This window comes from Chryseobacterium sp. c4a (assembly GCF_009900745.1).
Lineage (GTDB): Bacteria > Bacteroidota > Bacteroidia > Flavobacteriales > Weeksellaceae > Chryseobacterium.
Genome location: NZ_WXVU01000010.1, coordinates 175,058 through 200,645, shown reverse-complemented (window position 1 = coordinate 200,645; position 25,588 = coordinate 175,058). Strand labels below are relative to the sequence as shown.

Sequence of the window (25,588 nt, the reverse complement as noted above, 5' to 3'; positions counted from 1 at the left end):
GGAAGAGATAAGCACTGAAAGCATATAAGTGCGAAACTCGCCTCAAGATGAGACATCTTTTAAGGGTCGTTGTAGATGACGACGTTGATAGGCTATAGGTGTAAAGACAGTAATGTCATAGCCAAGTAGTACTAATTACCCGTAGATTTATAGCCTATGGTTGCTATATCTAAAATTATAATATAAATAGACAAGTACTTTATGCGCAGTAAAGGTTTTGTCTTTGTGAAAGTTTTTATCGCTTAAAACGCAATTGGCATAAAGCAGTTAGCGATTGGCAAAAGAGCCAAAAGCTAGCAGCAAATAGCCAGATGCTATATACAACCTTTAGGGTGGTTTTAGCGGTGGGGCTCACCTGTTCCCATTCCGAACACAGAAGTTAAGCCCACCAGCGCCGATGGTACTGCTAACGCGGGAGAGTAGGCCGCCGCCAGTTTTTATTTTATTTTTAAAAATCCTTTATCGAAAGATAGAGGATTTTTTTTTTGCTTTATACCCAAGGAGTACATCACCATCTATTCCTTATCATTATTCTATTATCGTTATTCCCCGTATCTTGTTATCCTGTAATGATCTCAACAGGAGTATGGAAATCAGTGAATAGTATTTACTAAGCTCTATTCTTTCTTTGTATTATAGGTTTTGGCTAAAGCCATTGGATTGCTTGTGAATGATAAAGTGGGCTAAAGCCCACTTCTATTGAATCGAGAGAACACTGTAGAAATATACCAGCCAGGGCTAACATTGTCGAGATTCCTGCGGGATAATAAAGAGAGTTGATAAGCAGGAATACTTCTTATTTTAGACAGTTCTTTTTTATATCATCAGTGAATGATGCTTACTAAGCTCTATTCATTCTTTCATTCTTTCATTCTTTGTATTATAGGTTGTGGCTAAAGCCATTGGATTTTTTGTGAATGATAAAGCGGGCTAAAGCCCACTTCTATTGAATCGAGTGAACACTGTAGAAATATACCAGCCAAGGCTAATGTTGCCTAGATCCTTGCGGGATGACAAAAATGGTGGATAATGCTACTTTATTACTACTACCATGCTATACTAAAAAAATGAAATATCCTTTTTGAAGTTTGTAATTGATTATTGTTGTGATCCATTACTCATTACTGATTATCCATTACTCATAAATAAATGGATATCCATTATTGCGTAGGCATTCATTTTTTAACTATTTTCTCCCCATTCAATGATTTCCTCGAATAAAATCAATAAGTTTGTATCAGTTTTCCAAAAAGAATTATAATGTCAGGAAACATTCTGATCATCGATGATGAGATCAAGCTCCTTAAGTTATTAGGAATGATCCTTTCCCAAGAGAATTTTAATGTAAAAGAAGCTTCCACTGCACGATCTGCTATGACAATGTTGGAGCAATATGATTTTGATGTTGTTTTGAGCGATGTCCGGCTCCCTGATGCTTTTGGGGTAGAGCTGGTAAGGTCTATTAAAACAAAATATCCACATCTGGAAATTATCCTGATGACTGCTTTCGGAAATATAACCGATGCTGTACAGGCCATGAAGAATGGAGCGTATGATTATCTGGTAAAAGGGGATGATAATGAAAAGATTATTCCTTTGGTATATAAAGCTCTTGATAAGGTAAAGGATAATAAAACAAGAATAGTTCAGCCAACCAATCTATTAAAAGGTTTTGAGCGTATTATTGGAAATTCTCCATTAATTTTGCACGCTAAGAAATTAGCGGAAAAAGTAGCACTTACTGATGCTGCTGTACTTTTAACGGGAGAAACAGGTACAGGAAAAGAAGTCTTTGCCAATGCCATTCATGAAGGGAGTGAGCGAAAGAAGAATAATTTTGTAGCGATTAATTGCTCTGCTTTTAGTAAAGAGATTCTGGAGAGTGAACTTTTCGGACATAAGCAAGGAGCTTTTACAGGAGCATTGAAGGATAAGAAAGGGCTGATTGAAGAAGCCAATAGCGGAACTTTATTCTTAGATGAAATTGGAGAAATGCCTATTGAGCTTCAAGCAAAGTTGCTTAGGGTTTTGGAAACCGGAGAATTTATCAAAATGGGTGAAACCAAAGTTTCTAAATCTGATTTTAGGCTAATTGCCGCTACCAATAGAAACCTGGAAGAAGAGATAAGACAAGGAAATTTCAGAGAAGATCTGTATTTTAGATTGAATGTTTTTGAAATTACACTTCCGTCTTTAAGGGAAAGAAAAGAGGATCTCAAAATGCTTACTAAGAATTTTATTGATCTATTCTCTCATAAATTGCATTTGTCATCTATTCAGGTAAGTCCGGATTATTACAAGATGCTGGAGAAGAATGACTGGAAAGGAAATATCAGAGAATTGAGAAATGCTATTGAACGAAGCCTTATCTTAATGAATGATAATATTCTGGATGCAGAAAGCCTACCACATTATTCAGAAAAAGCGGTTCAGGAAAGTGACTCGCTAAGCATGCGCTCCCTTGAAAAAATTCATATCCAAAAAGTATTGCAGTACACAAAGGGAAATAAGGCAGAAGCCGCCAGACTCCTGGAAATTGGAATTGCTACGCTATATCGTAAACTCGAAGAATACGGATTAAAATAAACATTTTATCATTTTAATAAAGAGCCTATCATTTTGATAGGTTTTTTTGTTTTTATTCATTTGTGTTTTTATTGTAACTTTATGTTATACAGTGTTTTATTCTATTTGTTTCATGATTGGACTTTCTTTTGGCATATAGTCATTGAATAAAATATTTAAAAATGACAATTTCAAGAAAAACGTTTAAAAAACGGGAGCATTCTACTTTTAGTTTGCTGATTGTATCGTACGTATTGTTTACTCTCTTAACATTAATAATAAAGATATGATGCTTATAAGTTTAATTCTGCTCTTCGCAGTATTGTTTTGGCTTTTATATAAATCAGTTGAATTTTTTGATAGAATATAAAATTATGTGGAGTTTATTTTTCCTTTCAATACTTGCCTTTGTGTACATCTGTTATGTTTTAATGAAACCTGAAAAATTTTAGAGATCATGAATACAGAAATTTTAGGCATTATAGCCATGTTTGCTATCACATTAGTTATCGGAATATTTTTAGGTAAATATATAGCTAATGTCTATGGATACAAAAAAACTTTTCTTGATCCGCTTTTTAGCCCCATTGAAAAGTTAATTTATAAAATATCGGGTATCAATCCCAACCGTCAGATGAACTGGAAACAGAATATGTATGCGATGCTGGCGATTAATCTGGTTTGGTTTATTATAGGTTTTATCCTTCTTCTGACTCAGGCCTGGCTGCCTCTGAATCCTGATGGAAATCCCAATATGTCTCCTGATCTGGCTTTCAATACAACCATTTCGTTTTTAGTGAACTGTAACTTACAGCATTATTCAGGAGAAACGGGAGTAAGCTATCTGAGCCAGCTTTATCTGATGTTTTTACAGTTTGTAACAGCTGCAACAGGAATGGCTGCGATGGCTGTTCTGTTTAAAGCTTTTAAAGAAAAAACAGCTACAGAACTGGGAAATTTTTATGATTACTTCACCAAATCAATGATTAGAATTTTACTTCCAATCAGTGTAATAGTAGCTTTAATTCTTTCTATCAACGGAAGTCCGATGACTTTTGAAGGAAAAGACCATATTACAACATTGGAAGGACAAAAAGCAGATGTTTCCAGAGGCCCGGTTGCTGCGTTTGTAGCAATCAAACACTTGGGAACCAATGGTGGTGGTTTCTTTGGAGCCAATTCTGCCCATCCTCTTGAAAACCCTAATTATACAACGAATATGACAGAGATGGTCACTCAGATGATCATTCCTTTTGCATTGGTTTTTGCGTTAGGCTTCTATTTAAATAAAAGAAAACTGTCATGGGTAATTTTTACAGTAATGACGGTAGGTTTTCTTGCTCTTGCCGTTCCTAATATTGTCAACGAAACAGGTGGTAACCCTTTGATTACAAAAATGGGTGCGGATAGCAGTCTTGGGGCGATGGAAGGTAAAGAAATCCGTTTTGGAAGCGCTGCATCAGGGTATTGGAGTATTGCTACAACAGTGATTTCTACAGGTTCAGTGAACTCAATGCATGACAGCACTATGCCTCTTTCAGGGATGAATGAACTTCTTGCGATGATGATCAACTGTTTCTATGGCGGTTGTGGAGTAGGAATTCTGAACTATTTTATCTTCATCATTCTCGCTGTATTCATCAGTGGATTGATGGTAGGAAGAACGCCAGAATTCATGGGGAAAAAGATCGAAGCCAAGGAAATGAAAATTGCTATGATTGTAGCCTTATTCCATCCATTTTTAATTCTTGTAGGAACTGCTTTAACGGCTTATCTGCCTGAATTTGGAGCCAAAACCTTAAATAATCCGGGATTTCATGGATTCAGTGAAATGCTGTACGAATTTACTTCTTCATCGGCGAATAACGGGTCAGGATTTGAAGGATTAGGTGATAATACACCATGGTGGAATATTTCAACAGGAATTGTACTGCTATTATCAAGGTTTATCCCAATCATAGGCCCTGTAGCTATTGCAGGTCTATTAGCTCAGAAAAAGTTTATCCCGGAAAGCTCAGGTACTTTGAAGACAGATACGGCGACCTTTGGTTTCATGACATTAGCGGTCATCTTACTTATTGCTGCCTTATCATTCTTCCCGGCACTTACTTTGGGGCCTATTGCAGAGCAGATACAGTATTTCTCTAAATAAATTTGAACATTAAAAATTAAAATCAATATTCAACCATTAAGGAAGCTGAATAGTTTAGGGAACTAGTCTAAAACTTACCGAAACGTTCACTACATAATATTATCCATTCCTATTCCTTATAACTGGTTTACCTTGATGGTTATTATTGATTTAATGATATAAACTCTTTCAAGAAAATGAAAAATCAATCACAAACATTGTTTCAAAGAGATTTGGTAAACGAAGCGATTAAACAGTCTTTTGTAAAACTGAATCCGAAAATTATGTTTAAAAATCCAGTGATGTTCCTGGTGGAGATCGGAACAGTGGTCATGTTTATCGTAAGCATGTTCAGTTTAGCTGGTGATAAAACACAGGGAAGCTTCTCTTATAATTTCTTAGTATTCATTATCCTGTTCTTTACAGTGCTGTTTGCCAATTTTGCGGAAGCCATTGCGGAAGCCAGAGGAAAAGCACAGGCTGATACTTTGAGAAAAACCCGAGAAGAAACTCCTGCTAAATTAGTTATAGATAATAAACCAGGATTTCAAGTTGAAACCAGTTTAAAAATGTCAGCCGAAATGAAGCTTGGTGATATCTTTCTTTGTGAAGCCGGAGATCAGATTCCGATGGATGGAGAGATCATCGAAGGATTAGCAACCATTGATGAATCTGCTATTACAGGAGAAAGTGCACCGGTCATCCGTGAAGCAGGTGGAGATAAAAGTTCGGTAACAGGAGGAACCAAAGTGCTTTCAGACAGAATTAAAGTAAAAGTTACCACAAAACCGGGAGAATCTTTCCTGGATAAAATGATTGCTCTTGTGGAAGGTGCTTCAAGACAAAAAACACCAAACGAAATCGCATTAACTATATTATTAGCCGGGTTTACTCTAACTTTTATCATTGTAACCCTCACTTTGAAACCTTTTGCAGACTATGCACAGACTCCCATTACCATCGCAGCATTTATTTCACTTTTCGTATGTCTTATTCCGACAACAATTGGTGGGCTGCTTTCTGCCATCGGAATTGCAGGAATGGATAGAGCGCTGAGAGCGAATGTCATCACAAAAAGTGGAAAAGCTGTAGAAACAGCAGGGGATATTGATGTATTACTGCTTGATAAAACCGGAACAATCACCATCGGAAACCGTAAGGCAACTCAGTTCCATCCTGCAAATGGAATTAAGCTCGAAGATTTTATTAAAGCTTCTGCATTGAGTTCTGTTGCTGATGAAACTCCGGAAGGCAAATCTATCATTGAACTAAGTGCTCTGAAATCTGAAGATTTACTGGTTCCTAATCCTACGTACATCGACTTTACTGCTGAGACCAGAACTTCAGGAATTGATTTTGAAGAGACGAAAATCAGAAAAGGAGCTTACGATACTATAAAAAAACTGACTGAAAAAGCCGGGAATCTTTTCCCACAGGAAACCCAGGATGCTGTTACTAAAATTTCTGAAAATGGAGGAACTCCTTTGGTTGTTGTCGTTAATGAAAAAGTATGGGGAGTTATCGAACTTCAGGATATTATTAAAACAGGCATCCAGGAACGTTTCCAAAGACTGAGAAAAATGGGCGTAAAAACGGTAATGGTAACCGGAGATAATCCTTTAACAGCTAAGTTCATTGCGGAAAAAGCCGGGGTAGACGATTTTATTGCTGAAGCCAAACCTGAAGATAAAATGAACTATATCAAAAAGGAACAGCAAGAAGGAAAGCTGGTCGCCATGATGGGAGATGGTACAAATGATGCTCCGGCATTGGCACAGGCCGATGTGGGGGTAGCAATGAACAGTGGTACTCAGGCAGCGAAAGAAGCAGGAAATATGGTAGATCTTGATAATGACCCTACCAAACTGATTGAGATTGTAGAAATTGGAAAACAGCTGCTGATGACTCGTGGAACATTGACGACGTTTAGTATTGCGAATGACGTTGCTAAGTATTTTGCCATTATTCCGGCACTGTTTATCACTTTTATTCCATCCCTTCAGAAGCTGAATATCATGAATCTTCACAGCCCGGAAACAGCCATCTTATCAGCGGTTATTTTCAATGCAGTGATTATTCCTTTCCTTATTCCATTAGCTTTAAAGGGAGTGGCTTACAAACCGATTGGTGCCAGTGCTTTATTGAGACGAAACCTATTGATCTATGGTTTAGGAGGTGTGATTGTTCCATTCATCGGAATTAAGATCATTGATGTCCTGATTAGTTTATTCTATTAAAAATTAAAAAAAATGAAAAATCATATTGTTTCAGCATTCAGATTAACTCTTGTCATGCTGATGGTTGTAGGAATCTATCTGATCATTGTATATGGAGGTTCAAAAGTATTACCTACCCATGGAAATGCAGAGATCATAAATTATAAAGGGCAGAAGTTCTATGCTAATATTGGTCAGGAATTTAAATCTGAAAAGTATTTTCACGGCCGTCCTTCTTCTGTAAATTATAATGCAGCAGGAAGTGGGGGAAGTAATAAAGGGCCAAGTAATAAAGAATATCTTGAAATGGTTCAGAAAAGGATAGATACATTGAAATTGCAAAACCCTGAAATGGAAAATACTAAAGTACCCGTAGAATTGGTGACTGCGAGCGGAAGTGGTTTGGATCCTGATATTTCAGAAGAAGGAGCATTGTATCAGGCCATGAGAATTGCTAAGATGAGAAGCCTTCCTGTTGAACAGATCAATACACTCATAAAAAATCAAACTCAAAGCCCGTTTTTAGGACTATTCGGGCCATCGAAAGTGAATGTTTTAAAGCTTAACATCGCTTTGGATCAATTAAAGTAACTAACTATTAACCATGTCAAGGTTTTAGACCTTGATATGGTTACCATTCTCTAAATTAACGTGAAAAAATATCTATTTATAGGTGCCATGTTGGGAACATTCTTTTCCAAGGCACAATCATCAGATTCAATAAAAACAGGTAATAAACTTACATTTTCAGCGTATGCAGAACTTTTTTATACCTATGATTTTAATGAACCGGGAAATCATCTTCGTCAAAATTTTTTATACAGCTATAACAGGCATAATGAATTGAATCTTAATCTGGGACTTATAAAAGCCAATTATCAGAGTGAAAATCTCAGAGCTAATCTCGCTTTAATGGGCGGAACTTACGCACAGGATAATATGGCAGCAGAACAAGGAGCTTTACGGTACATCAACGAAGCAAACATAGGAATCAAAATTTCAAAAAATAAAAACTTATGGATTGATGCGGGAATTATGCCTTCTCATATTGGTTGGGAAAGCGCTATAGGGAAAGATAATCTCAATCTGACAAGAAGTTTTGCGGCAGAAAATTCGCCTTACTTTGAAACAGGAGCCAAAATTTCGTATACTTCAGACAACGGGAAATGGTTTCTAAGTGGATTGGTTCTGAATGGTTGGCAGCGTATTGCTAAACCGGAAGGCAATCAGAGTATTTCTTTCGGACATCAGGTGACTTACAAACCTAATGATAAAATTACACTAAACAGCAGCTCATTTATTGGAAATGATAAAACAAAGCATGAAAAAAGAATGCGCTATTTCCATGATTTGTATGGAAGTTTTCAGTTGACGGATCAGTTTTCTGCATTATTGGGATTTGATATAGGAGCAGAACAGAAATCAAAGGGAAGTGAGCAGTACAATATCTGGTATAGTCCTAATATACAGGCAAAATATCAGATTGATCCTAAATGGGCGCTAGCAGGCAGATTAGAATATTATAATGATAAAAATGGAGTGATTATCAGTACCGGGACTCCAAATGGTTTTCAAACCTTTGGATATTCATTGAATGTAGATTATGCTGTTTTCAAAAATGTTGTTTTCCGTACTGAAGCAAGAGGATTTACTTCTAAGGATGCCATTTTTGTGAAAAATGATGGCTTAAAACAAGGGAACTTCTTTGTGACAACAAGTTTAGCGGTTTGGTTTTAATCAAAATGGAGCTAAAAGCTAAAACGTAGAAAATACAAAAGTCATAAAAGATTGTAAAACACTTTAGATCACTTAAGTAATTTGATAAAGTTGCTTTTATAAGCACACAGAAGATGAAATTCTTGCATTTTAAATAACTTAGGTGATCTTATAAAGAAGTTAGTAGTAACTTAGAATGACTAAGTGTTTAAAAATAATAATAACATAATACTGAAAAGTAATCATCAATGTCATCAGCGAAACATTTTTTAGAACTGATCCAGAAATCCCGGAAAGGGAAATTCAAAATTTATATCGGGATGAGTGCAGGTGTCGGAAAAACTTTCCGAATGCTACAGGAAGCACATGCTCTTTTACGAAATGGTATTGATGTAAAGATCGGTTATATAGAAACTCACGATCGTGAAGAAACGGTAGCTCTTGTGGAAGGAATTCCGGAAATAGAAAGAAAATCGGTCTTTTATAAAGGTAAAAACCTGGAGGAAATGGATCTTCAGGCAATTATCAATGAACATCCTGAAGTGGTACTTGTGGATGAACTGGCTCATACCAATGTAGAAGGTTCAAAAAATAAAAAAAGATGGCAGGATGTGTTGGAGATTCTGGATAGCGGGATCAATGTCATCAGTGCGATGAATATTCAGCATATTGAAAGCTTAAATGAAGAAGTTAAAAAAATAACCGGAGTTGAAGTCGCCGAAAGAGTTCCGGATAAAATTCTGGCACTTGCTGATGAAGTTGTTAATATAGATCTTACTGCAGATGAGCTTCTCACCCGATTGAAAGAAGGGAAGATCTATAAAAAAGAGAAAATTCAGACGGCACTTAGTAATTTCTTCCAAAGTGGTCATATTCTGCAACTTCGTGAGCTGGCTTTAAAAGAAGTAGCCACCCACGTGGAAAGAAAGGTGGAAACTGAAATCAAGACCGAGAATTTTAAGCCTATAAAATTCCTTGCCTGTATCAGCAGTAATGAGAAAATTGCAAAAACTATCATCAGGAAAACAGCCCGATTGGCCAGTTATTACAATAGTCCATGGACGGTTCTCTACATTCAAAAACCTTCAGAAACCCCTGAAAAAATAGCGTTAGACAAGCAGCGGTATTTGATTAATAATTTTAATTTAGCACAGGAATTGGGAGCAAAGGTCGTCAGAATAAAAGAAAGCAGTGTTCACAACGGAATTCTTGAATATGTGATTGCCCATAATATCACCACGGTCTGTATCGGAAAACCCCATGCAAAACTTTGGCAGCGTCTGTTCGGATACAGCTGGATTTATAGTCTTATGAACAGGCTGAATGAAAGACAGATAGATATTATTATTTTATCTTAGAAGTAATGAGTCGCAATGATTTGGAAATACAAACACAGATAAAGATGACGCGATTGCACAGGTCTTTTAAAAAACAATAAGTTCTTCGTATGAAACTTAAAACAAAACTCACCTTAGGCGTTGGCCTTTTATTTTTACTGATTGTTCTGCTTTCAGTGATAGGTTCTATATATATAAATAAACTGAAATCGGATACTGAAAAGATTCTTACGGCCAATTATAACAGCCTTGAATTCTCTAAAAATATGCTTCTGGCGCTGGATCATATTGATACAGACAGTGCCGTTGCGGTAGCAGATTTTCAGAAAAATAACAGACTTCAGGAGAAGAACCTTACAGAATTTGGAGAAAAGGAAGCTACCCAGAATCTGAATCTGCATTTCAATAGTTATTTAAAAGAACCTACCTTCAATAAGGAGAAGCTGATCCGGGAAGATCTTGCCAAGATTATGTCTTTGAATATGAAAGGCATTGAACGGAAGAGCGATATTGCGATCATTACGGCAGGAAATGCAACCTTCTGGATCGTAAGTCTTGGAACGGTCTGTTTTCTGATTGCCTTTATTTTACTTTTCAATCTGCCACAAACGATTGCTGAGCCTATTAATCAGCTTACGTTCAGTATCCGGCAGATTGCTGATAAGAATTATAATGAAAGAGTTCATTTTAAAGGAAGTGAAGAATTCAACAGTCTTGCAGACTCTTTTAATGTGATGGCAGAAAAGCTTCAGGAATATGAAAGCAGTAATCTGTCTAAACAACTGATGGAGAAAAAACGGATCGAAACACTGGTGAACAATATGCACGATGCAGTGATTGGTCTGGATGAAAACCATTTTATCTACATGATCAACGATGAAGCATTGAAGATTACGAATCTTCATAAAGAGGAAATTATAGGTAAGACGGCTCATGAAGTGGCTATTAATAACGATTTGATGCGGGAACTGCTGAAAAACATTGATCATCCGGTAAAAGAACCCATTAAAATTGTTCGTGAGAATAAAGAAAATTATTTTGAACAGGATATTGTTCCGATCAATATTGTGAAAACAGGGGAGAAGGAGAAGAAATATATTGGTAAGGTGATTTTATTAAGAAATATTACGCCTTTCAAAGAATTGGATTTTGCTAAAACCAATTTTATTGCTACCATTTCCCATGAACTGAAAACGCCGATTTCTGCTATTAAAATGGGAGTACAGCTACTTGGAAACCAAAAGTTTGGTGAGCTGAATGAACAACAACAGGAATTATTAAAAAGCATCAATGAAGACGGGCAGCGCCTATTGGATATTACAGGTGAGCTCCTTAATCTTTCACAGGTGGAATCAGGGAATATCAGATTAACAGTTGAAAAATGTTCGCCTAAGGAAATTGTACAAACTGCTGTGAAAAACGTTGAAAAGCTGGCCGAGCAGAAAAATATCTCCATTCGTACAGAATATTTGCTGATGGATACTGATTTTGTGGCGGCTGATTTTGACAAAACCGTATGGGTGATGAATAATTTCCTCACCAATGCTGTAAAACATTCTTTTCAGGATGAAGAAATTCAGATTATGGTGGAAAAAGTAGAGTCATTCATTCAGTTCAATATTATAGATACAGGAAGCGGAATTGATGAAAAGTATCACAGACAGATCTTTGATCGTTACTTTCAGGTTCCGGGTGAACACCAGAATGGAACAGGTCTTGGGCTGGCGATCTCAAAGAATTTTATAGAGAAACAAAATGGTGAAATCGGAGTAAAAAGTGCTCTGAATAATGGAAGTACTTTCTTCTTCAGATTGCCGGTTTTATAAGGATTATTGTTATATATTTGACCGCTAAAATATTCGATTTATTCTCTATTAAAACTTTCAATGCCCACAGATTTTTTTTTCTATTTTATTATAGCCGTTCCCGTATTTTTTATTGGCTCAGGAATTTTCTTTTTTATACAGAAAGGGAAGATTATTGAAAAGTATAAACAACCGGATGCGGTAATGATAAAAAATATCACCGGAACTATAAGTACTGTAACAAAAGGGAGTTTGCAATATAAAAAAAGCTTCCAATGGGCTAGTTTTGATATTCTTTTGAATCAGAACTCCATGTTTTTGTTCCCTCGGAGCTTTTATATTCTTCCGCAGAATTGCATTAATCTGAGATTTAAAATGGATACAAGGAATACAAAAAATCCAACGGTTCTCAGAGAGTTTCAAATGAATGCAACTTCTCTTGAACTTATCTGCTATCCCAATCATCTGCTTAATGCAAAACGTACAATTTCTTTGAATGATCTGAGCCGCGAACAAATTTTACTTTTTGAAAAAGCTTTGAACAAACAAGTGTACGTTGAGAAGTAAAAATATTACTTATTGATCTATGATCACTATTGTCTAAAGTTTTCTATATTTGAACTTTACCAAGATATACAAGATAATATGAAAGAGCATCATTTTTATTCCAGCAAGATTAAAAGTCTGATACTGCTTATCATTTCGTGTATTTTTACGATAGGTCTTTCTTATATTGATTTCGGAGACAAAAATCTAATTATCATTGTGATGCTTTCCCTTGGAATTACTCTTTTTTCCTTTGGAATATTGTATTCAATCCTGCTGTTGGTACGTACCGAACCTTTACTGACGGTAACTGATAAGCAGATTATTGTTTATAGTATATTAAGAAAGCCTACATTCATCCGTTTTGATGATGTAGCTTTATTTTTTATATCAGATATGCGGCATCATGGGATTAAAACCTCAGAATACATTTGTGTTATCATGAAGAAGCCGAAGGAAAACCCAAATGTCATAGATAAGGTTTCTTCAGCAGTATTTCCTCAGTTAGAAGGAATTCGTTACAGTATTCAGACTGATATCCTGAATGTGAAAGCAAAGGTTTTACTGGAGCTGTTGAATAGTAGAATAAGGCCATATAGTTTGTTGGATAAAAATGTCAACTTTTAGCCTATGGTTTTTATTTTATATTTGTCCACAAATTAACGAAATGAAAAAAAATATAAGTTTACTAACTATATTATTCTGTATAATTTCAAGCGTTTCGCTTTCTGCTCAAGCTTTTACCTTAGAGCAATTCGCATCATTCAATAAATTAGGAATGGGTGATTTTAAAAAGGAAATGAAAAACCTTAACTATAAGTTTTATGACAAAACAGAAGGATTAGGTTTTGTATTGGCTGAATATGAAGCTCCGGATTACAAATCCAAGATCGGAAAGTTTGAGTATGAAGACAAATCTGGTGACAGAATTGAATATGAATTTACAAGTAAAAAAGAATACGATCAGTACGTTAGAATAATTTTAGATTCAGGATATAAAGAGACTGAGAAAGGAAAAACCATTACTAAAGATTCTTATGTAGATTATTTTAAGAATAAAGAACATCTCAGAATGGTAAGCCCTAAAGATGTGAAGAATAATCGTTATGCAATTCTAGTTTTTAAATAGAATATCGTCAAAATATAAAGGCTGCGAACTATTCGCAGCCTTTATTATAGAGTTGTTTTATAAGGCTATTTTTTAATGAATTTCTGTACAAAAACTTTATCTTTTAAGAATAGCTTAATCAGATAGCTTCCTTTTATCAGATCAGAAACATTCACCGAGTTTTCTTTTACATTTTTAGAATTAATAATTCTTCCTGCCAGATCATAAATTTCGATTTTGTTGATGGTCTCTTTAGTTTTTATGTTGAGAATATCTTTTACCGGATTTGGATAGATGATGAACTGATCGATTTTTCCATTCGTTTCAGATGTTGCGAGAATTTCTTTATTCTGAACACTTGTAGTGAAAGTATTGGTAATGATCGGGTGATTATAATCAAAGTAAATATTTGCCGTATTACTGAAACTATCGCCAAGAGTCAGAGTAGATTTGGTTTTAATTTTAAATGACACATATCCGTCATTATTAGCATCATCAGAAGGAAGCTGAATATTTTCAAAAATAAACTCGGCAATGTTAGGTTGAGTAATTCTGGTTACAAAATCATGACTTCCATTTAATGCTACCAGGGAAGAGATATCAAATTTTGTGGTGTCTATCTTATCTTTTACTACAATATTTCGGGCATTGGCTGTTCCGGTGTTTTCAAATCTGATCAGGTAATGTACGTAATCTCCTACTTTAGACTGTACAATAGTAGCCCCTTCCAGACATGTTTTATCATTAGGATCAAAAGAATTGACAACGGTTTGATTGAGCGTAAAATTGTTATCAGCTGGGGTTTCATCTGTTGCCCCACTTATCTGTGCAGTATAATGCAGAATATCACCACTATTAAGAGCAGGAGTCTGTGTTGGGGTATTTAATTTTAAAGTAACTGTGATTTGTTTTGTTTCAAAAGGTAAAAGATTGGTGAAATTCCAGCCGATTGCTCCACCTGATTGGGTGCTGGGAGCTACTGTTGCAGTTTGATAGATCATCAGGCTGTTATTAAAACTAAAATCAATATTCCCGGATTGTGGCTCTGTTCCCTTATTTTTATAAACAATTTTATATTGGGTATCAAACCCGGGAACTGCAGCTTCTACAGGAATGACCACAACTTCCAGATCATTGTGAGTTCCATTGGCTGTATAGCAGAAATCTTGTATCAACGGGCTTGCCTGATTAGGAAATGTTACATTTACAGATGAAGGAGTGATGGTGAAATAAGAAGGATTTTCTACAACAGGAGTAATGGTATGAGTCCCTGCCTGTAATGGTATAAGGTAGTTTCCTGAAGAATTTCCAATGCTGCTTCCGGAAATACTTCCGTTGCTGATATTAAATTTCTGAGATGCTTTATTCAGGTCATTTATATCACAACCGTTATTGTTGCTGTCATATTTGGTACTTCCCTTAACAGCATAGTTGATTCCTCCCGGAGCAAAAGAACAATAGTCGTTAATTACCACATTATTCTGTCCATAAGCAAGTAACATGTTGGAAAATTTATTTATTTTATTGGTATCACAACATACATAAGCCAGATTTGGAGTTAATGATTTCGGACTTGCAGTGAAGTCCAGATTGGGTTTTCCATTTTTAACATTCACAGTCGTAATAGCATTACCGGCTACACTCAGAGAGCTTAAGTTTGTATTTTGGCTTACATCAATGCTGGTAAGGAAATCTTCACCCAATGAGAGAAATATAAGACCTGTAACCGATGAAACATCGAGAGACGTAATTTTATTACCTCCCAATGATACACTGAATATTTTAGGTGATCCCGTAAGATTTAACGAGGATACACCTGTGCTGGATAAGGTTAATCCCAGTAATTTTGGTTTATCCTGAACACTTATAGAAGAAAGTAATGGTGAATTTTGAATACGAACATATTCCAGATTGGTATTATTCTGAATCATGAGTGTATTCAGTAATGAATTTTTTTCGAGAGTAAGATCACTAAGTTTGGGGATATTGGTAAGATCCAGAGAAGGTATTTGTGTTCTGTTGATTGTGATATCTTCAAGTAGACTTAATGTGTTGAAAGTAAGAGATGTAAGGTTAGGTTTGTCAATATGGATTTTCTTCAGATTGATGTTGTTGGATAAGTCTAGACTTGTAAAGCTCAGGTTAGTACTTTCCCCAATAAAAAGATCTTCCAATCCTGTAAGATGAGAAAGATCTGCGCTGGCCAATTGTGTATTTTTCATCATGACAAGCTTTTTCAAAGAAGGGTTTTGTAAAAAACTAAGATTCGAAATAGAACCACTATTGCCACTAAAAGAGAAGCTTTCAAGTTGGTTACATCCTTGTGTATTGATTGCATTTAAGGCATTGGTGAAAAGAGCTACCTCTTTTAGATTGGTCATATTACTCACATTTACTGTTGTAAGCAATGGATTTCCTGATGCATTAAGAGAGGTAAGGTTGGTAAAGCTCTGTATTCCCGTAATATCAGTAATAGAAGTGCTACTAAATGATAGCTTTGAGATGTTTTGAGCCTCGCTTACCTGAATTTCTCCGTCGTTGTTGGTATCTATGGCAGTTGATGATCCATTGAGATTATAAGCAACATAATTTGCCGGAGTTGCTGAGACGAGTTTTGCTTTGAATGCAGGATCGGGAAAATTAATGATTTGCGCAGTAGCAGATGCTTGTGCTAGTAAGAGCACAAAAAAATAAATATTTTTCATGGTTTAGTGATGTTGGTTAATGTAAATGTATGAATAATTTACTCATTTTTAATGTTTTAAATTGAAATTATTCTATTTTATTTGTTTTTAATGTAATGTTTAAGTCTTATTATTGCTAATTAAGTGTATTTGTTTTTAAAAAGTATAAGTCAATTATATGCAATTACAGAAAGTATGGATAGGGTAGTAATAACTAAAAAAGCCGTGAAAATTCACAGCTTTTAATATTGAATAAATAACGATTTTTAAATGGTTACTCTTTAATGAATTTTTCTACAGAAACTTTATCTTTTAAGAATAGTTTAATCACATAATTTCCTTTAGGAAGCTCTGAAATATTTACAGCGTTTTCTTTTGTACCCATAGAGGTAATCACTCTTCCCGCAGCATCATAGATTACAACTTTATTGACTTCAGTAGATGAATTGATATGCAGGATATCTTTAGCCGGATTAGGATAAACACTCACTACATTCTTCTCATTTTTGATCTCAGAAGTAGCCAATGTGCTTGTTACAGACGTTGTAAAAGTATTGGTAATGATAGGAGCATTGTAATCAAAGTAAATATTGGCTGTATTACTAAAACTGTCTCCAACATTCAAAGTGGATTTTGTCTTTATTTTAAAGGCAACATATCCATCATTATGATCATTATCAAATGGAAGTTGAATGTTTTCAAAAATAAATTCTATAGTATTGGGATTTGTTACTCTTGTGGCATAGCTGTGGCTTCCGTTTAATGAAACTAAAGAAGAGATATCAAACTTTGAAGTGTCAATTTCATCCTTTACTACAATATTTCTGGCATTGGCTGTTCCTGTATTTTCAAATCGGATCAGGTAATGAACATAATCTCCAACCTGAGTTTTTGCAATAGAAGTTCCTTCAAGACAGGTTTTATCGTTTGGATCAAAAGAATTGACAACGGTTTGGTTTAAGGTGAAATTATTATCAGCCGGTGTTTCATCTGTTGCTCCGTTGATTTGTGCTGTATAATGTAGAATATCACCGCCATTTAAAGCCGGAGTTTGTATTGGAGTATTTAATTTTACAGTCACAGTGAACTCTTTTGTTTCAAAAGGAAGAAGGTTGGTGAAATTCCAGTTCAGTGTTCCGGAAGATTGAGAGGATGGGGCAAGCGTTGCACTCATATAATCCATTACACTATCATTATAATTAAATACCAGGGTACCTGATTGTATTGTATTCCCTTTGTTTTTGTAAATGATTTTATATTTTGATTCAAAGCCTGGTGAAGCCTCTGTAACAGGTACAATTACTGTTTCTAAATCATTATGAACACCATTCGGAGTTATACAGAAATTTTGAATAAATGGACTTATCTGCTGAGGAAAGCTAGCTGTAAAGCTTGTAGGAGAAATATTGAAGTATGTCGGGTTTTCAAGTACCGGAGTCACAGTATGACTGCCTGGCTGTACTGAAAGAGAAAAATCTCCGGATGCATTGGCAATCATAGTTCCTGTAATTCCACCTCCTGTTATGCTGAACTTTTGGAAAGCTTTGTTGGCATCATTGGAATCACAGCCATTATTATTGGCATCTACTTTTGTATTCCCCTGAATGTTGTAAAATGTACCTCCAGGGGTAAATGAACAGTATGAGTTGACAACACACGTATTTGCAGATGGTAATAAAGAAATAATGTTAGAAATTTCAAAATCATCAGCACAGATGTAAACAAGGCTTGGAGTATCTGTGAAGCTTGAAGTATCAGTAGAACCGAAATTTTGAATTCCATTTTTAATGAACAATGATTTAAGAAAAGGATTCTGATCACAATAGAAGCTTGTAAGGTTTTTATTTTGTGACAAATCAAGGGTGGTAAATTTGTTGAAACGTACGCCTAAGGCTTCTAATTTGGGAAAACTACTGAAATCAAGTGTGCTGATTTTGTTTTGTGTAAGGGTCAGAAATTTTAAATTAGGAGTTTGATTTACAGGTATTGTCTGCAGATTATTTATTATTAAGGCTAAGGAGTTGAGATTCGTATTATTATTCAAATAGATGTTTTCAAGTTGACATCGCGACATATTTACATCGTATAAGTTTGTTAGTCCGGACAAATTAATGGAAGGTATCTTACTGGCAAAGACATTCATAGTATGTAGCTGGCTGCACCCTTGAACGTTTAATGATGAAAGTACATAGCATCTGCTAACATCCAGTTTATATAATTCTGTATTACTACTCAAATCTAAGGTCTGTAATAATAGAAGACCATCTATATCAAGAGAAGTCAGATTGGTAAAGCTTTGTATTCCTTCCATTGAAACGAGATTGTCAAACAGTTGAGAATAATTAGCCGGAAAATAAGTTACTCGGATGTTTAGTTTTGAAATATTGGCTGCCTCAGATAATTGAATTTCTCCATCATGGTTTTTATCAATGATAGTAGGACTATTCATAAGATCATAAGCTAAAAAAGCATTAGGTACATTAGATACCAGAATACTTTTGAAATTGGCATCAGGAATATTGACAATCTGTGCCCGCAGAGCAGAAAACATAGTCATGAGAAGGACTAAGTAAATTTTTTTCATGGATTAGTTTAATTTTCAACAAATGTAAACTTTTAAAGAATTACTTTGATATTTTTTTAACCACTGTTTACTGTTTGATTGTGAGTGTCTTGTAGGTTTTAAAAAACAAAAAATCTGCAAAATATTTTGCAGATTTTTATTATCAGTACATGAAATTTTTATTGTTTCTCAATCAGATCCAGAAACTGTTGCTCATCCAGAATTTCAATAGTTCCGATATCTTGAGCTTTTTTAAGTTTACTTCCTGCCTTTTCTCCAACTACAAGATAGTTGAGGTTTTTTGAAACCGCAGAAATATTCTTTCCACCATGTTTTTCTACCATTTCCTCAGCAGATTCTCTGGTGAAAAGCGATAATTTTCCTGTGAAAAGGAATGTTTTTCCTTCCAAAACGTTAGATAAAACTTCATTGGTACTTTCGCCTTTTTCAAGCTGAACTCCGTAAGTCTTCAAACGTTCAATCATCAATAGGTTTTCGGAATTCTGGAAGAAATCTACAATACTTACCGCAATTTTTGCTCCGATATCTTCTACCTGGCAAAGCTCTTCAGCAGTAGCCGCTTTTAATTCCTCAATAGTAGGGAAGTTTTTCACCAGTTTTTTAGCAACCGTTTCCCCTACATGCTTGATTCCGATTCCGTATAATACCTTTTCAAACGGTATTTCCTTTGATTTTTCTATTCCGGTAATGATATTTTGAGCAGATTTTTCTGCCATCCTTTCCAGTGGAAGAAGTTGTTCTTTCGTTAAAACATAGAAATCAGCAGGATTTTCAATCAGTTTTTCTCTGTAAAGCTGTTCAATCGTTTCACTTCCCAGATTATCAATGTTTAATGCTTTTCTTGAAACATAGTGAATCATTCTTCCCACAACTTGTGGTGGGCAGTGAAGTTCGTTCGGGCAGAAATGAATAGCCTGGTCTTCAATTTTTACCAGTTCAGTTCCACATTCCGGACAATGTTTGATATATTCTATTGCTCTGCTTTCGTCAGTTCTCTTATCCGCATTTACCCCAACGATCTTTGGAATAATTTCACCCCCTTTTTCTACATATACAAAGTCATTTTCATGCAGGTCAAGCTTTTTGATGATATCTTCATTATGCAAAGAGGCTCTTTTTACGATCGTTCCGGCTAATAAAACAGGCTTTAAGTTGGCCACAGGAGTAATCGCTCCGGTTCTTCCTACCTGATAAGAAACACTCTGAAGTTCAGTTTCTACCTTTTCGGCTTTAAACTTATAGGCCATAGCCCAACGTGGAGATTTGGCAGTATATCCAAGCTGTCTTTGCTGCTGTAAAGAATTAACTTTTAAAACAATTCCATCAATTTCGAAGGGAAGGTTGTGGCGCTCCGTATCCCAGAATGTGATAAATTCTTTTACCTCATCCAATGTTTTGCAAAGCTTTGCCTGTTGAGAAGTTTTGAATCCCCAACCTTGTGCTTTTTGAAGCAGTTCCCAGTGAGTTTCTGCAGGAATATCTTCAGAAATAAACTGATATAATACCGAAGAAAGTCCACGTTTTCTTACCTCAGCACTGTCTTGCATTTTTAAACTTCCACTTGCTGTATTTCTAGGATTCATGAATGGATCCAAGCCTTCTTCTTCACGCAGTTTATTAAGTTTGTCAAAGTTCTTTCTTGTTAAATAAATTTCACCACGCATAAAGAATTGCGAAGGAAAATCACCTTTTAATGTCAACGGAATATCAGAAATCGTACGTACATTCGGAGTGATCTCATCTCCCTGAAAACCATCGCCACGAGTTACAGCCTGTGTAAGCTTTCCGTTTTCATACAGAATGGAAATAGAGGCTCCATCATACTTTAGTTCGGCTACAAACTCTACAGGTTCATCAATGGTTTTGATAATCCTTTTTTCCCAATCTTCAAGATCATCAAAATCATAAGAATTATCCAGAGAATACATTCTGAATTTATGTTGAATTGTAGGGAATACCTTGGTGATACCTCCACCTACACGCATCGTAGGCGAGTTTTCATCATAAAACTCAGGATGCTTAGCTTCCAGATCCTGAAGTTCCTCCAATAACATATCAAATTCATAATCTGTAACGGTAGGAGTATCCAGTAGGTAATAGTTTTCGTTATGCTGGTGCAGCTCTTTACGAAGCTGTTCTATTTTTTGTTGAATGTTTTCAGACATCGGATTTATATCTTTTGAGCAAAAATAACTAAAGTAATTTCATTTAAAAAATAATAGAATTAAATAGTAGAGGAAAATTAATAATCCGTAACATGCTTCAATCAATTGGTTCTGTAATAAATAAAACACGTGTTTAAAATAATTTAACATATCGTTTTAATTTAATTAAAAAAATGTTAAAACTCCCTTAAACAGATGCCTCTCAAAGTAAAAATACCTTTGCACATCTAATTTGAAGAAATGAAAAAAGTAAAGATTGTACTGGGGTTGTTGTTTTTAGGACTTGGAACCATTGCGTATGCACAGACTACGCAGGCTTCCATTGTTGGAAAAGTAACCGGGCCGGGAAGTTCCGCTCAGGAAAAAGTGAAAGTTACCATTGTGAACGAATCTACAGGGTTCAGAACGGAAACAGAAACGAACTCAAAAGGAGAGTATATCTTTAAAGAAATTCCTTTAGGAGGGCCTTATACGGTGATTGTAAATGAAGATAAAAGAGAAGGCTATAATGTAAACTTCGGAGATCAGGTGACCGTAAACGTAGACCTTGGCAGTGAAAAGCATATCGAAGAAGTGAAACTTACCGGAAACCTAAAGAATAAAATTGGTAACCTGGGAGCTGCTACAGCAATCTCAGCAAAGAACATCGGAATCCTTCCGGTAAACGGAAGAAACTTTACCAATCTTACGGAGCTATCTCCTTTAAGTGGAAAAGGAGGAAATCTTTCCGGGCAGTTGGGCTCTTCTACAAACTTTACTATTGATGGGATGACGGCTAAAAACCCAACATCAGCAGGATCTACTACCAGCCGAAGTGGAGCTCCTTTTTCTATCTCAATTGAAGCTGTACGTGAATTTAAAATCACCACCAACCAATATGATGTCACACTGGGAAGAAGTGGTGGGGGAACAGTAAGTGCCGTAACCAAATCCGGGACAAACAAATTTTCAGGAAGTGCCTGGGAATATTTGAGAGCCAATTGGCTTTCCAGCCCTTATGACATCAGAGGGAATAAAAGAGAAAATGATTTCTCTACTTCCCAGTTCGGATTTTCATTAGGTGGGCCTATCATTAAAAATAAATTACACTTTTTCGTTGCTTGGGATCATCAGTTAGATTCAAGACCATTGCAGATTGCTGATATCAAATCGGCAGATGATGAGAAGAGGCTGAACATCAATACCCAAATTCTGAACAACTTTCTGGATATTGCAAGATCTAAATATGGAGTAGGAAACGGGCCTCAGTTCGGAAGCTTTGATAAAGTAAGGAATTCTGATGCCGCATTTTTACGTTTAGATTGGCAGATTAATGAAAAGCACTTGTTGACACTAAGAAATAACTTTACTTACGATCTTAATAAAAACGGATTGGGAGATAATACCAACATCAACTTCTTTGAATCTTACGGAAATGACAAGAACCTTGATAACAGCTTATTGTTGACATTACGCTCCAACTTACAGCCGAACTTAACGAATGAACTGAAGGCTCAGTATTTATATACTTTCCAGGATAGTTATCAAAACAGCGAATTGGGAAGACCGGTTCCAAGAGCAGTTGTTGAAAGTGTTGCAACTCCTGGACTGGGAACTACCAGTATTCAGATCGGAGGACATCGTTTTGCACAGGAAAGTTTTAAAAATAATGTATTCCAGATTGTAGACAATGTATATTATAATACAGATAAGGTAAAATATACTTTCGGTGCTGATCTCATGTATACATCAGCAAAATCAGTATATGGAAGTGAGGTAAACGGAAGATTTTATTTCCAGGGAATTGACAATTTTAATGCAATGACTCCTTACAGATTCTACAGAGAAGTTCCTTTGATGGATGACCCTTCAGTAAGATCTAATATCTGGAATGTAGGAGTTTACGGGCAGTTCCAGACTAAGATTGCTAAAGGTCTTGATTTGATGGCTGGCCTTAGATTCGATTACGGAGGCTATCCGAAAGCAGAATTCAATCAGAAATTATATGATGAAATGGGAATCAGAACAGATAACAAGATCAAATCATTTGTTATCCAGCCAAGATTCCAATTTGAATGGAATATGAATGAGCAGAATAAGGACTTCCTGAAGTTTGGAGCCGGAATATTCTCTTCAGACATTAATAACTACATGATCATCAATAATCTTGTATTCGATGGAAGACATCTGGCCACAGTGGATGTAACGGGTAAAGATGTTCCATATCCTGATTTCAACAGCTATAGAAATGATTACAGTACGGTTCCTTCCCTTTCTCAGAAGCAGGTTCCTACCATCAACTATACTGGTAAAGATGCCAGAATTCCGGTTGTTTATAAAGCCAATATTTCATATACCCATTTCTTTAATGAAAGATTCAGAGCAGGAATTGCTGCTTATATGGCATTGGGTAGAAACAATTACTTCTATTATGACCGTAACATGGCAGCCAATCCATTCTTCACGCTGGATAATGAAGGCGGAAGAGGTGTTTTCATCCCAACTGACGGTATTACGAATAATGATAAAAGTAAGACGGTAAGTTTTGACTGGAAGAAAGGACGAATCAATGATAATTTCGGAAGAGTACTTGAACTTGTAAGTGATGGTAAAGTAAATCAGTTCTCTTTTGTAGTAGATACGAGTTACCGCTACTGGAAAGATGGGGAGATCACAGCCAGCTATACATGGTCTGATATCAAAGATAACACATCTTATAACGGAAATGTGGCCAACTCGGCAACACTGTTTACAATGGTTCAGAGTGATCCAAGAAACCTTAGAATGTCTTATTCTGATAATCAGTTCCGTAACAAAGTAGTGATTTATGGTAATTCACCTACCATTGCAGGCTTTACTTTAGGAATAAGATATTCAGGAATCGGAGGAACACGTTTCTCTGTAACAGCGGGTGGAAACATCAATGGAGACTTTGTGGATGGCAATGACCTTGCTTATATTTTCCCTGATCTGACCCAGCCTTTACTGAATGATCCTGAAGTAGGAAAAGCATTGAAAAATTATATCACCGACTATAATAATAAAATAGCTGAACGTAATGGAGGTAAAAACGGATTTTATGGTGTTTGGGATGTACGTGTAGCGAAGAAAATTAAATTTGATAAAGTAGGCGCATTTGAACTATCTGTAGATATTTTTAATGTAGCCAACTTACTGAATAAAGAATGGGGAGTAAATAAATCCTATGGAAATATGTCGTTGTATAAAGTAACAAAATTCAATCCGGTTACCAAACAGTTTGAATACATTAAAAATACCAGTGGTTTAGAACCTTTATCCGGTAATCCATATCAAATTCAGATTGGAGCGAAATACAGTTTTTAATCAATAGTAATAGTTCGTAGCCACAAAAGATAGATTTTTAAGCAGCAGTATTCTAAAATACATAGTCAAGATCTTTCTTTTGTGGTTTTATATTTCTCAATAAGTCCTAATAATAATTACCTTTATCAAAAGTTTCAGGACTTTGTTTTAATTATCTAAATTATATTATGAAAAATTTTATCTTAGGGTTAGCAGTTTTAAGTACAGTTTTGATGAAAGCACAAACTCAGATTATCGCACATAGAGGATATTTCCAGGCTCAGCCTCCTACAACGGAAAATTCCATTAAATCATTGGAAAATGCACAAAAATTAAAGGTTTACGGATCTGAATTTGATGTGAGAATGACAAAAGATGGTGTATTGGTGATCAACCATGACGAGCACCACGGAAATATGGAAATTTCTGAAGTTTCTTTCAAAGAATTAGAAGCGGTGAAATTATCAAATGGAGAGAAGTTTCCTACTTTGAAAGATTATTTAAAGCAAGGTAAGAAAGATAGCTCTGTAAAATTAATCGTTGAGATCAAACCTGCTAAAACTCCTGAAATCGAAAATGAAATCACTCAGAAGACGATCAAGATGATTAAGGATATGAAACTTGAATCTCAAAGTGAGTTTATCTCTTTCAGTCTGAATATCTGTAAAGAAATTAAAAAACTGGCACCTGCATTCAAAGTGCAGTATTTGAACGGAGAATTGTCACCGGAGCAGATCAAAAAAGAAGGACTTGACGGTATGGATTATCACTACAGTGTTTTCCAGAAAAATCCAACATGGATTGCTGAAGCGAAAACTTTAGGACTTATTACCAATTCATGGACAGTAAATGATGCTGCAGTATATGATGAATTAAAAAAACAAGGAATCGGTTTTGTAACGACAAACATTCCTGAACAACTGAAAAATAAGTAATAGTAGCTAAAACAACAACCAATAATTTTCCAAAGTCTGTCCTTGTAAGGATGGGCTTTTGTTTTTACAGTAACTCTGGTATAAAACTTCATCCATATTTATCGTAATTTTATTCTCATTGCTTACAACATAAACGTTATGGATACAAAGTTCAACATAGGAGATAAAGTTAGCTGGAACTCAGAGGCTGGAAGAGTGTCCGGAACCATCATCAGAATTCATACAAAAGATTTTAATTACAAAGGATATACCCATCATGCCACAGAAGAGAGTCCTCAGTATGAAATCAAAAGTGATAAATCAGATCATATTGCTGCTCATAAAGGATCTGCACTTACTAAAATTAATTAGGTAATTCCTTCTTATTATCTCAGAGCAAGACAATAAAGATACACAAATAAACAAGACCTGGAAATAGTGTTAAAAAATCTTAATTTCTTAAATATTTATTAATCAACGTCTTGTGTAATGTTGTTAAGGAATACTTAATATA

At 35.5% G+C, this 25,588-nt stretch carries 16 protein-coding genes and 2 rRNA genes; 15 read left to right on the top strand and 3 right to left on the bottom strand.

Translation table 11 applies throughout. The features are described 5' to 3' along the window. The 12 genes from GTR01_RS14455 to GTR01_RS14400 form a co-directional block, all read left to right on the top strand. Window positions 1–155, top strand: a 23S ribosomal RNA gene (locus GTR01_RS14455); the annotation flags it as partial. Between the two features lie 173 nt (window positions 156–328). Continuing rightward, a 5S ribosomal RNA gene (rrf, locus tag GTR01_RS14450) occupies window positions 329–436 on the top strand. A gap of 824 nt (window positions 437–1,260) precedes the next feature. Next, window positions 1,261–2,586, top strand: a complete 1,326-nt coding sequence (locus tag GTR01_RS14445; RefSeq protein WP_160138519.1) for a sigma-54-dependent transcriptional regulator — start codon at window positions 1,261–1,263, stop codon at window positions 2,584–2,586. Window positions 2,587–3,022: 436 nt separating this feature from the next. Next, window positions 3,023–4,717: a potassium-transporting ATPase subunit KdpA gene (gene kdpA, locus GTR01_RS14440; RefSeq protein WP_160138518.1), complete on the top strand. Its 1,695-nt coding sequence runs from the start codon at window positions 3,023–3,025 to the stop codon at window positions 4,715–4,717. A gap of 176 nt (window positions 4,718–4,893) precedes the next feature. Next, on the top strand, window positions 4,894–6,933 hold the full coding sequence (gene kdpB, locus GTR01_RS14435) for a potassium-transporting ATPase subunit KdpB (protein WP_160138517.1): 2,040 nt from the start codon (window positions 4,894–4,896) through the stop codon (window positions 6,931–6,933). Window positions 6,934–6,945: 12 nt separating this feature from the next. Then, entirely contained in the window at window positions 6,946–7,503 is a 558-nt protein-coding gene (gene kdpC / locus GTR01_RS14430; protein ID WP_160138516.1) for a K(+)-transporting ATPase subunit C, read from the top strand. 87 nt (window positions 7,504–7,590) lie between these two features. Continuing rightward, on the top strand, window positions 7,591–8,649 hold the full coding sequence (locus GTR01_RS14425; RefSeq protein WP_160138521.1) for a porin: 1,059 nt from the start codon (window positions 7,591–7,593) through the stop codon (window positions 8,647–8,649). 227 nt (window positions 8,650–8,876) lie between these two features. After that, a complete protein-coding gene (locus GTR01_RS14420) occupies window positions 8,877–9,986 on the top strand; it encodes a sensor protein KdpD (RefSeq protein WP_160138515.1) in 1,110 nt (369 codons plus the stop codon). An 89-nt stretch (window positions 9,987–10,075) separates the two neighbouring features. Continuing rightward, window positions 10,076–11,791 carry an ATP-binding protein gene (locus GTR01_RS14415; RefSeq protein ID WP_160138514.1) on the top strand — a complete coding sequence of 572 codons (1,716 nt, stop codon included), beginning with the start codon at window positions 10,076–10,078 and terminating at the stop codon, window positions 11,789–11,791. Between the two features lie 60 nt (window positions 11,792–11,851). Continuing rightward, complete coding sequence (locus GTR01_RS14410; RefSeq protein ID WP_160138513.1) at window positions 11,852–12,337, top strand: hypothetical protein; 486 nt, start codon at window positions 11,852–11,854, stop codon at window positions 12,335–12,337. Window positions 12,338–12,415: 78 nt separating this feature from the next. Next, on the top strand, window positions 12,416–12,943 hold the full coding sequence (locus GTR01_RS14405; protein WP_160138512.1) for an STM3941 family protein: 528 nt from the start codon (window positions 12,416–12,418) through the stop codon (window positions 12,941–12,943). Between the two features lie 40 nt (window positions 12,944–12,983). Next, window positions 12,984–13,445: a hypothetical protein gene (locus GTR01_RS14400; protein ID WP_160138511.1), complete on the top strand. Its 462-nt coding sequence runs from the start codon at window positions 12,984–12,986 to the stop codon at window positions 13,443–13,445. A 65-nt stretch (window positions 13,446–13,510) separates the two neighbouring features. Here GTR01_RS14400 and GTR01_RS14395 read toward each other — a convergent pair whose 3' ends face one another. The 3 genes from GTR01_RS14395 to ligA all read right to left on the bottom strand — a co-directional run bounded on the left by GTR01_RS14395 (window position 13,511) and on the right by ligA (window position 20,857). After that, window positions 13,511–16,129 carry a T9SS type A sorting domain-containing protein gene (locus GTR01_RS14395; RefSeq protein ID WP_160138510.1) on the bottom strand — a complete coding sequence of 873 codons (2,619 nt, stop codon included), beginning with the start codon at window positions 16,127–16,129 and terminating at the stop codon, window positions 13,511–13,513. A 253-nt stretch (window positions 16,130–16,382) separates the two neighbouring features. Further along, window positions 16,383–18,692 (bottom strand): T9SS type A sorting domain-containing protein, encoded by a 2,310-nt coding sequence (locus GTR01_RS14390; protein WP_160138509.1) that lies wholly within the window; start codon window positions 18,690–18,692, stop codon window positions 16,383–16,385. Between the two features lie 158 nt (window positions 18,693–18,850). Then, window positions 18,851–20,857 carry an NAD-dependent DNA ligase LigA gene (gene ligA / locus GTR01_RS14385; protein ID WP_160138508.1) on the bottom strand — a complete coding sequence of 669 codons (2,007 nt, stop codon included), beginning with the start codon at window positions 20,855–20,857 and terminating at the stop codon, window positions 18,851–18,853. Window positions 20,858–21,097: 240 nt separating this feature from the next. Here ligA and GTR01_RS14380 point away from each other — a divergent pair, with 240 nt between their 5' ends. The 3 genes from GTR01_RS14380 (at window position 21,098) to GTR01_RS14370 (ending at window position 25,446) form a co-directional block, all read left to right on the top strand. Next, a complete protein-coding gene (locus GTR01_RS14380) occupies window positions 21,098–24,181 on the top strand; it encodes a TonB-dependent receptor (RefSeq protein WP_160138507.1) in 3,084 nt (1,027 codons plus the stop codon). Window positions 24,182–24,348: 167 nt separating this feature from the next. Continuing rightward, entirely contained in the window at window positions 24,349–25,095 is a 747-nt protein-coding gene (locus GTR01_RS14375; RefSeq protein ID WP_160138506.1) for a glycerophosphodiester phosphodiesterase family protein, read from the top strand. Window positions 25,096–25,233: 138 nt separating this feature from the next. Beyond that, the gene (locus GTR01_RS14370) at window positions 25,234–25,446 is read left to right on the top strand and encodes a DUF2945 domain-containing protein (RefSeq protein WP_160138505.1); all 213 of its coding nucleotides are present in this window, start codon (window positions 25,234–25,236) and stop codon (window positions 25,444–25,446) included. Window positions 25,447–25,588: the final 142 nt, after the last annotated feature.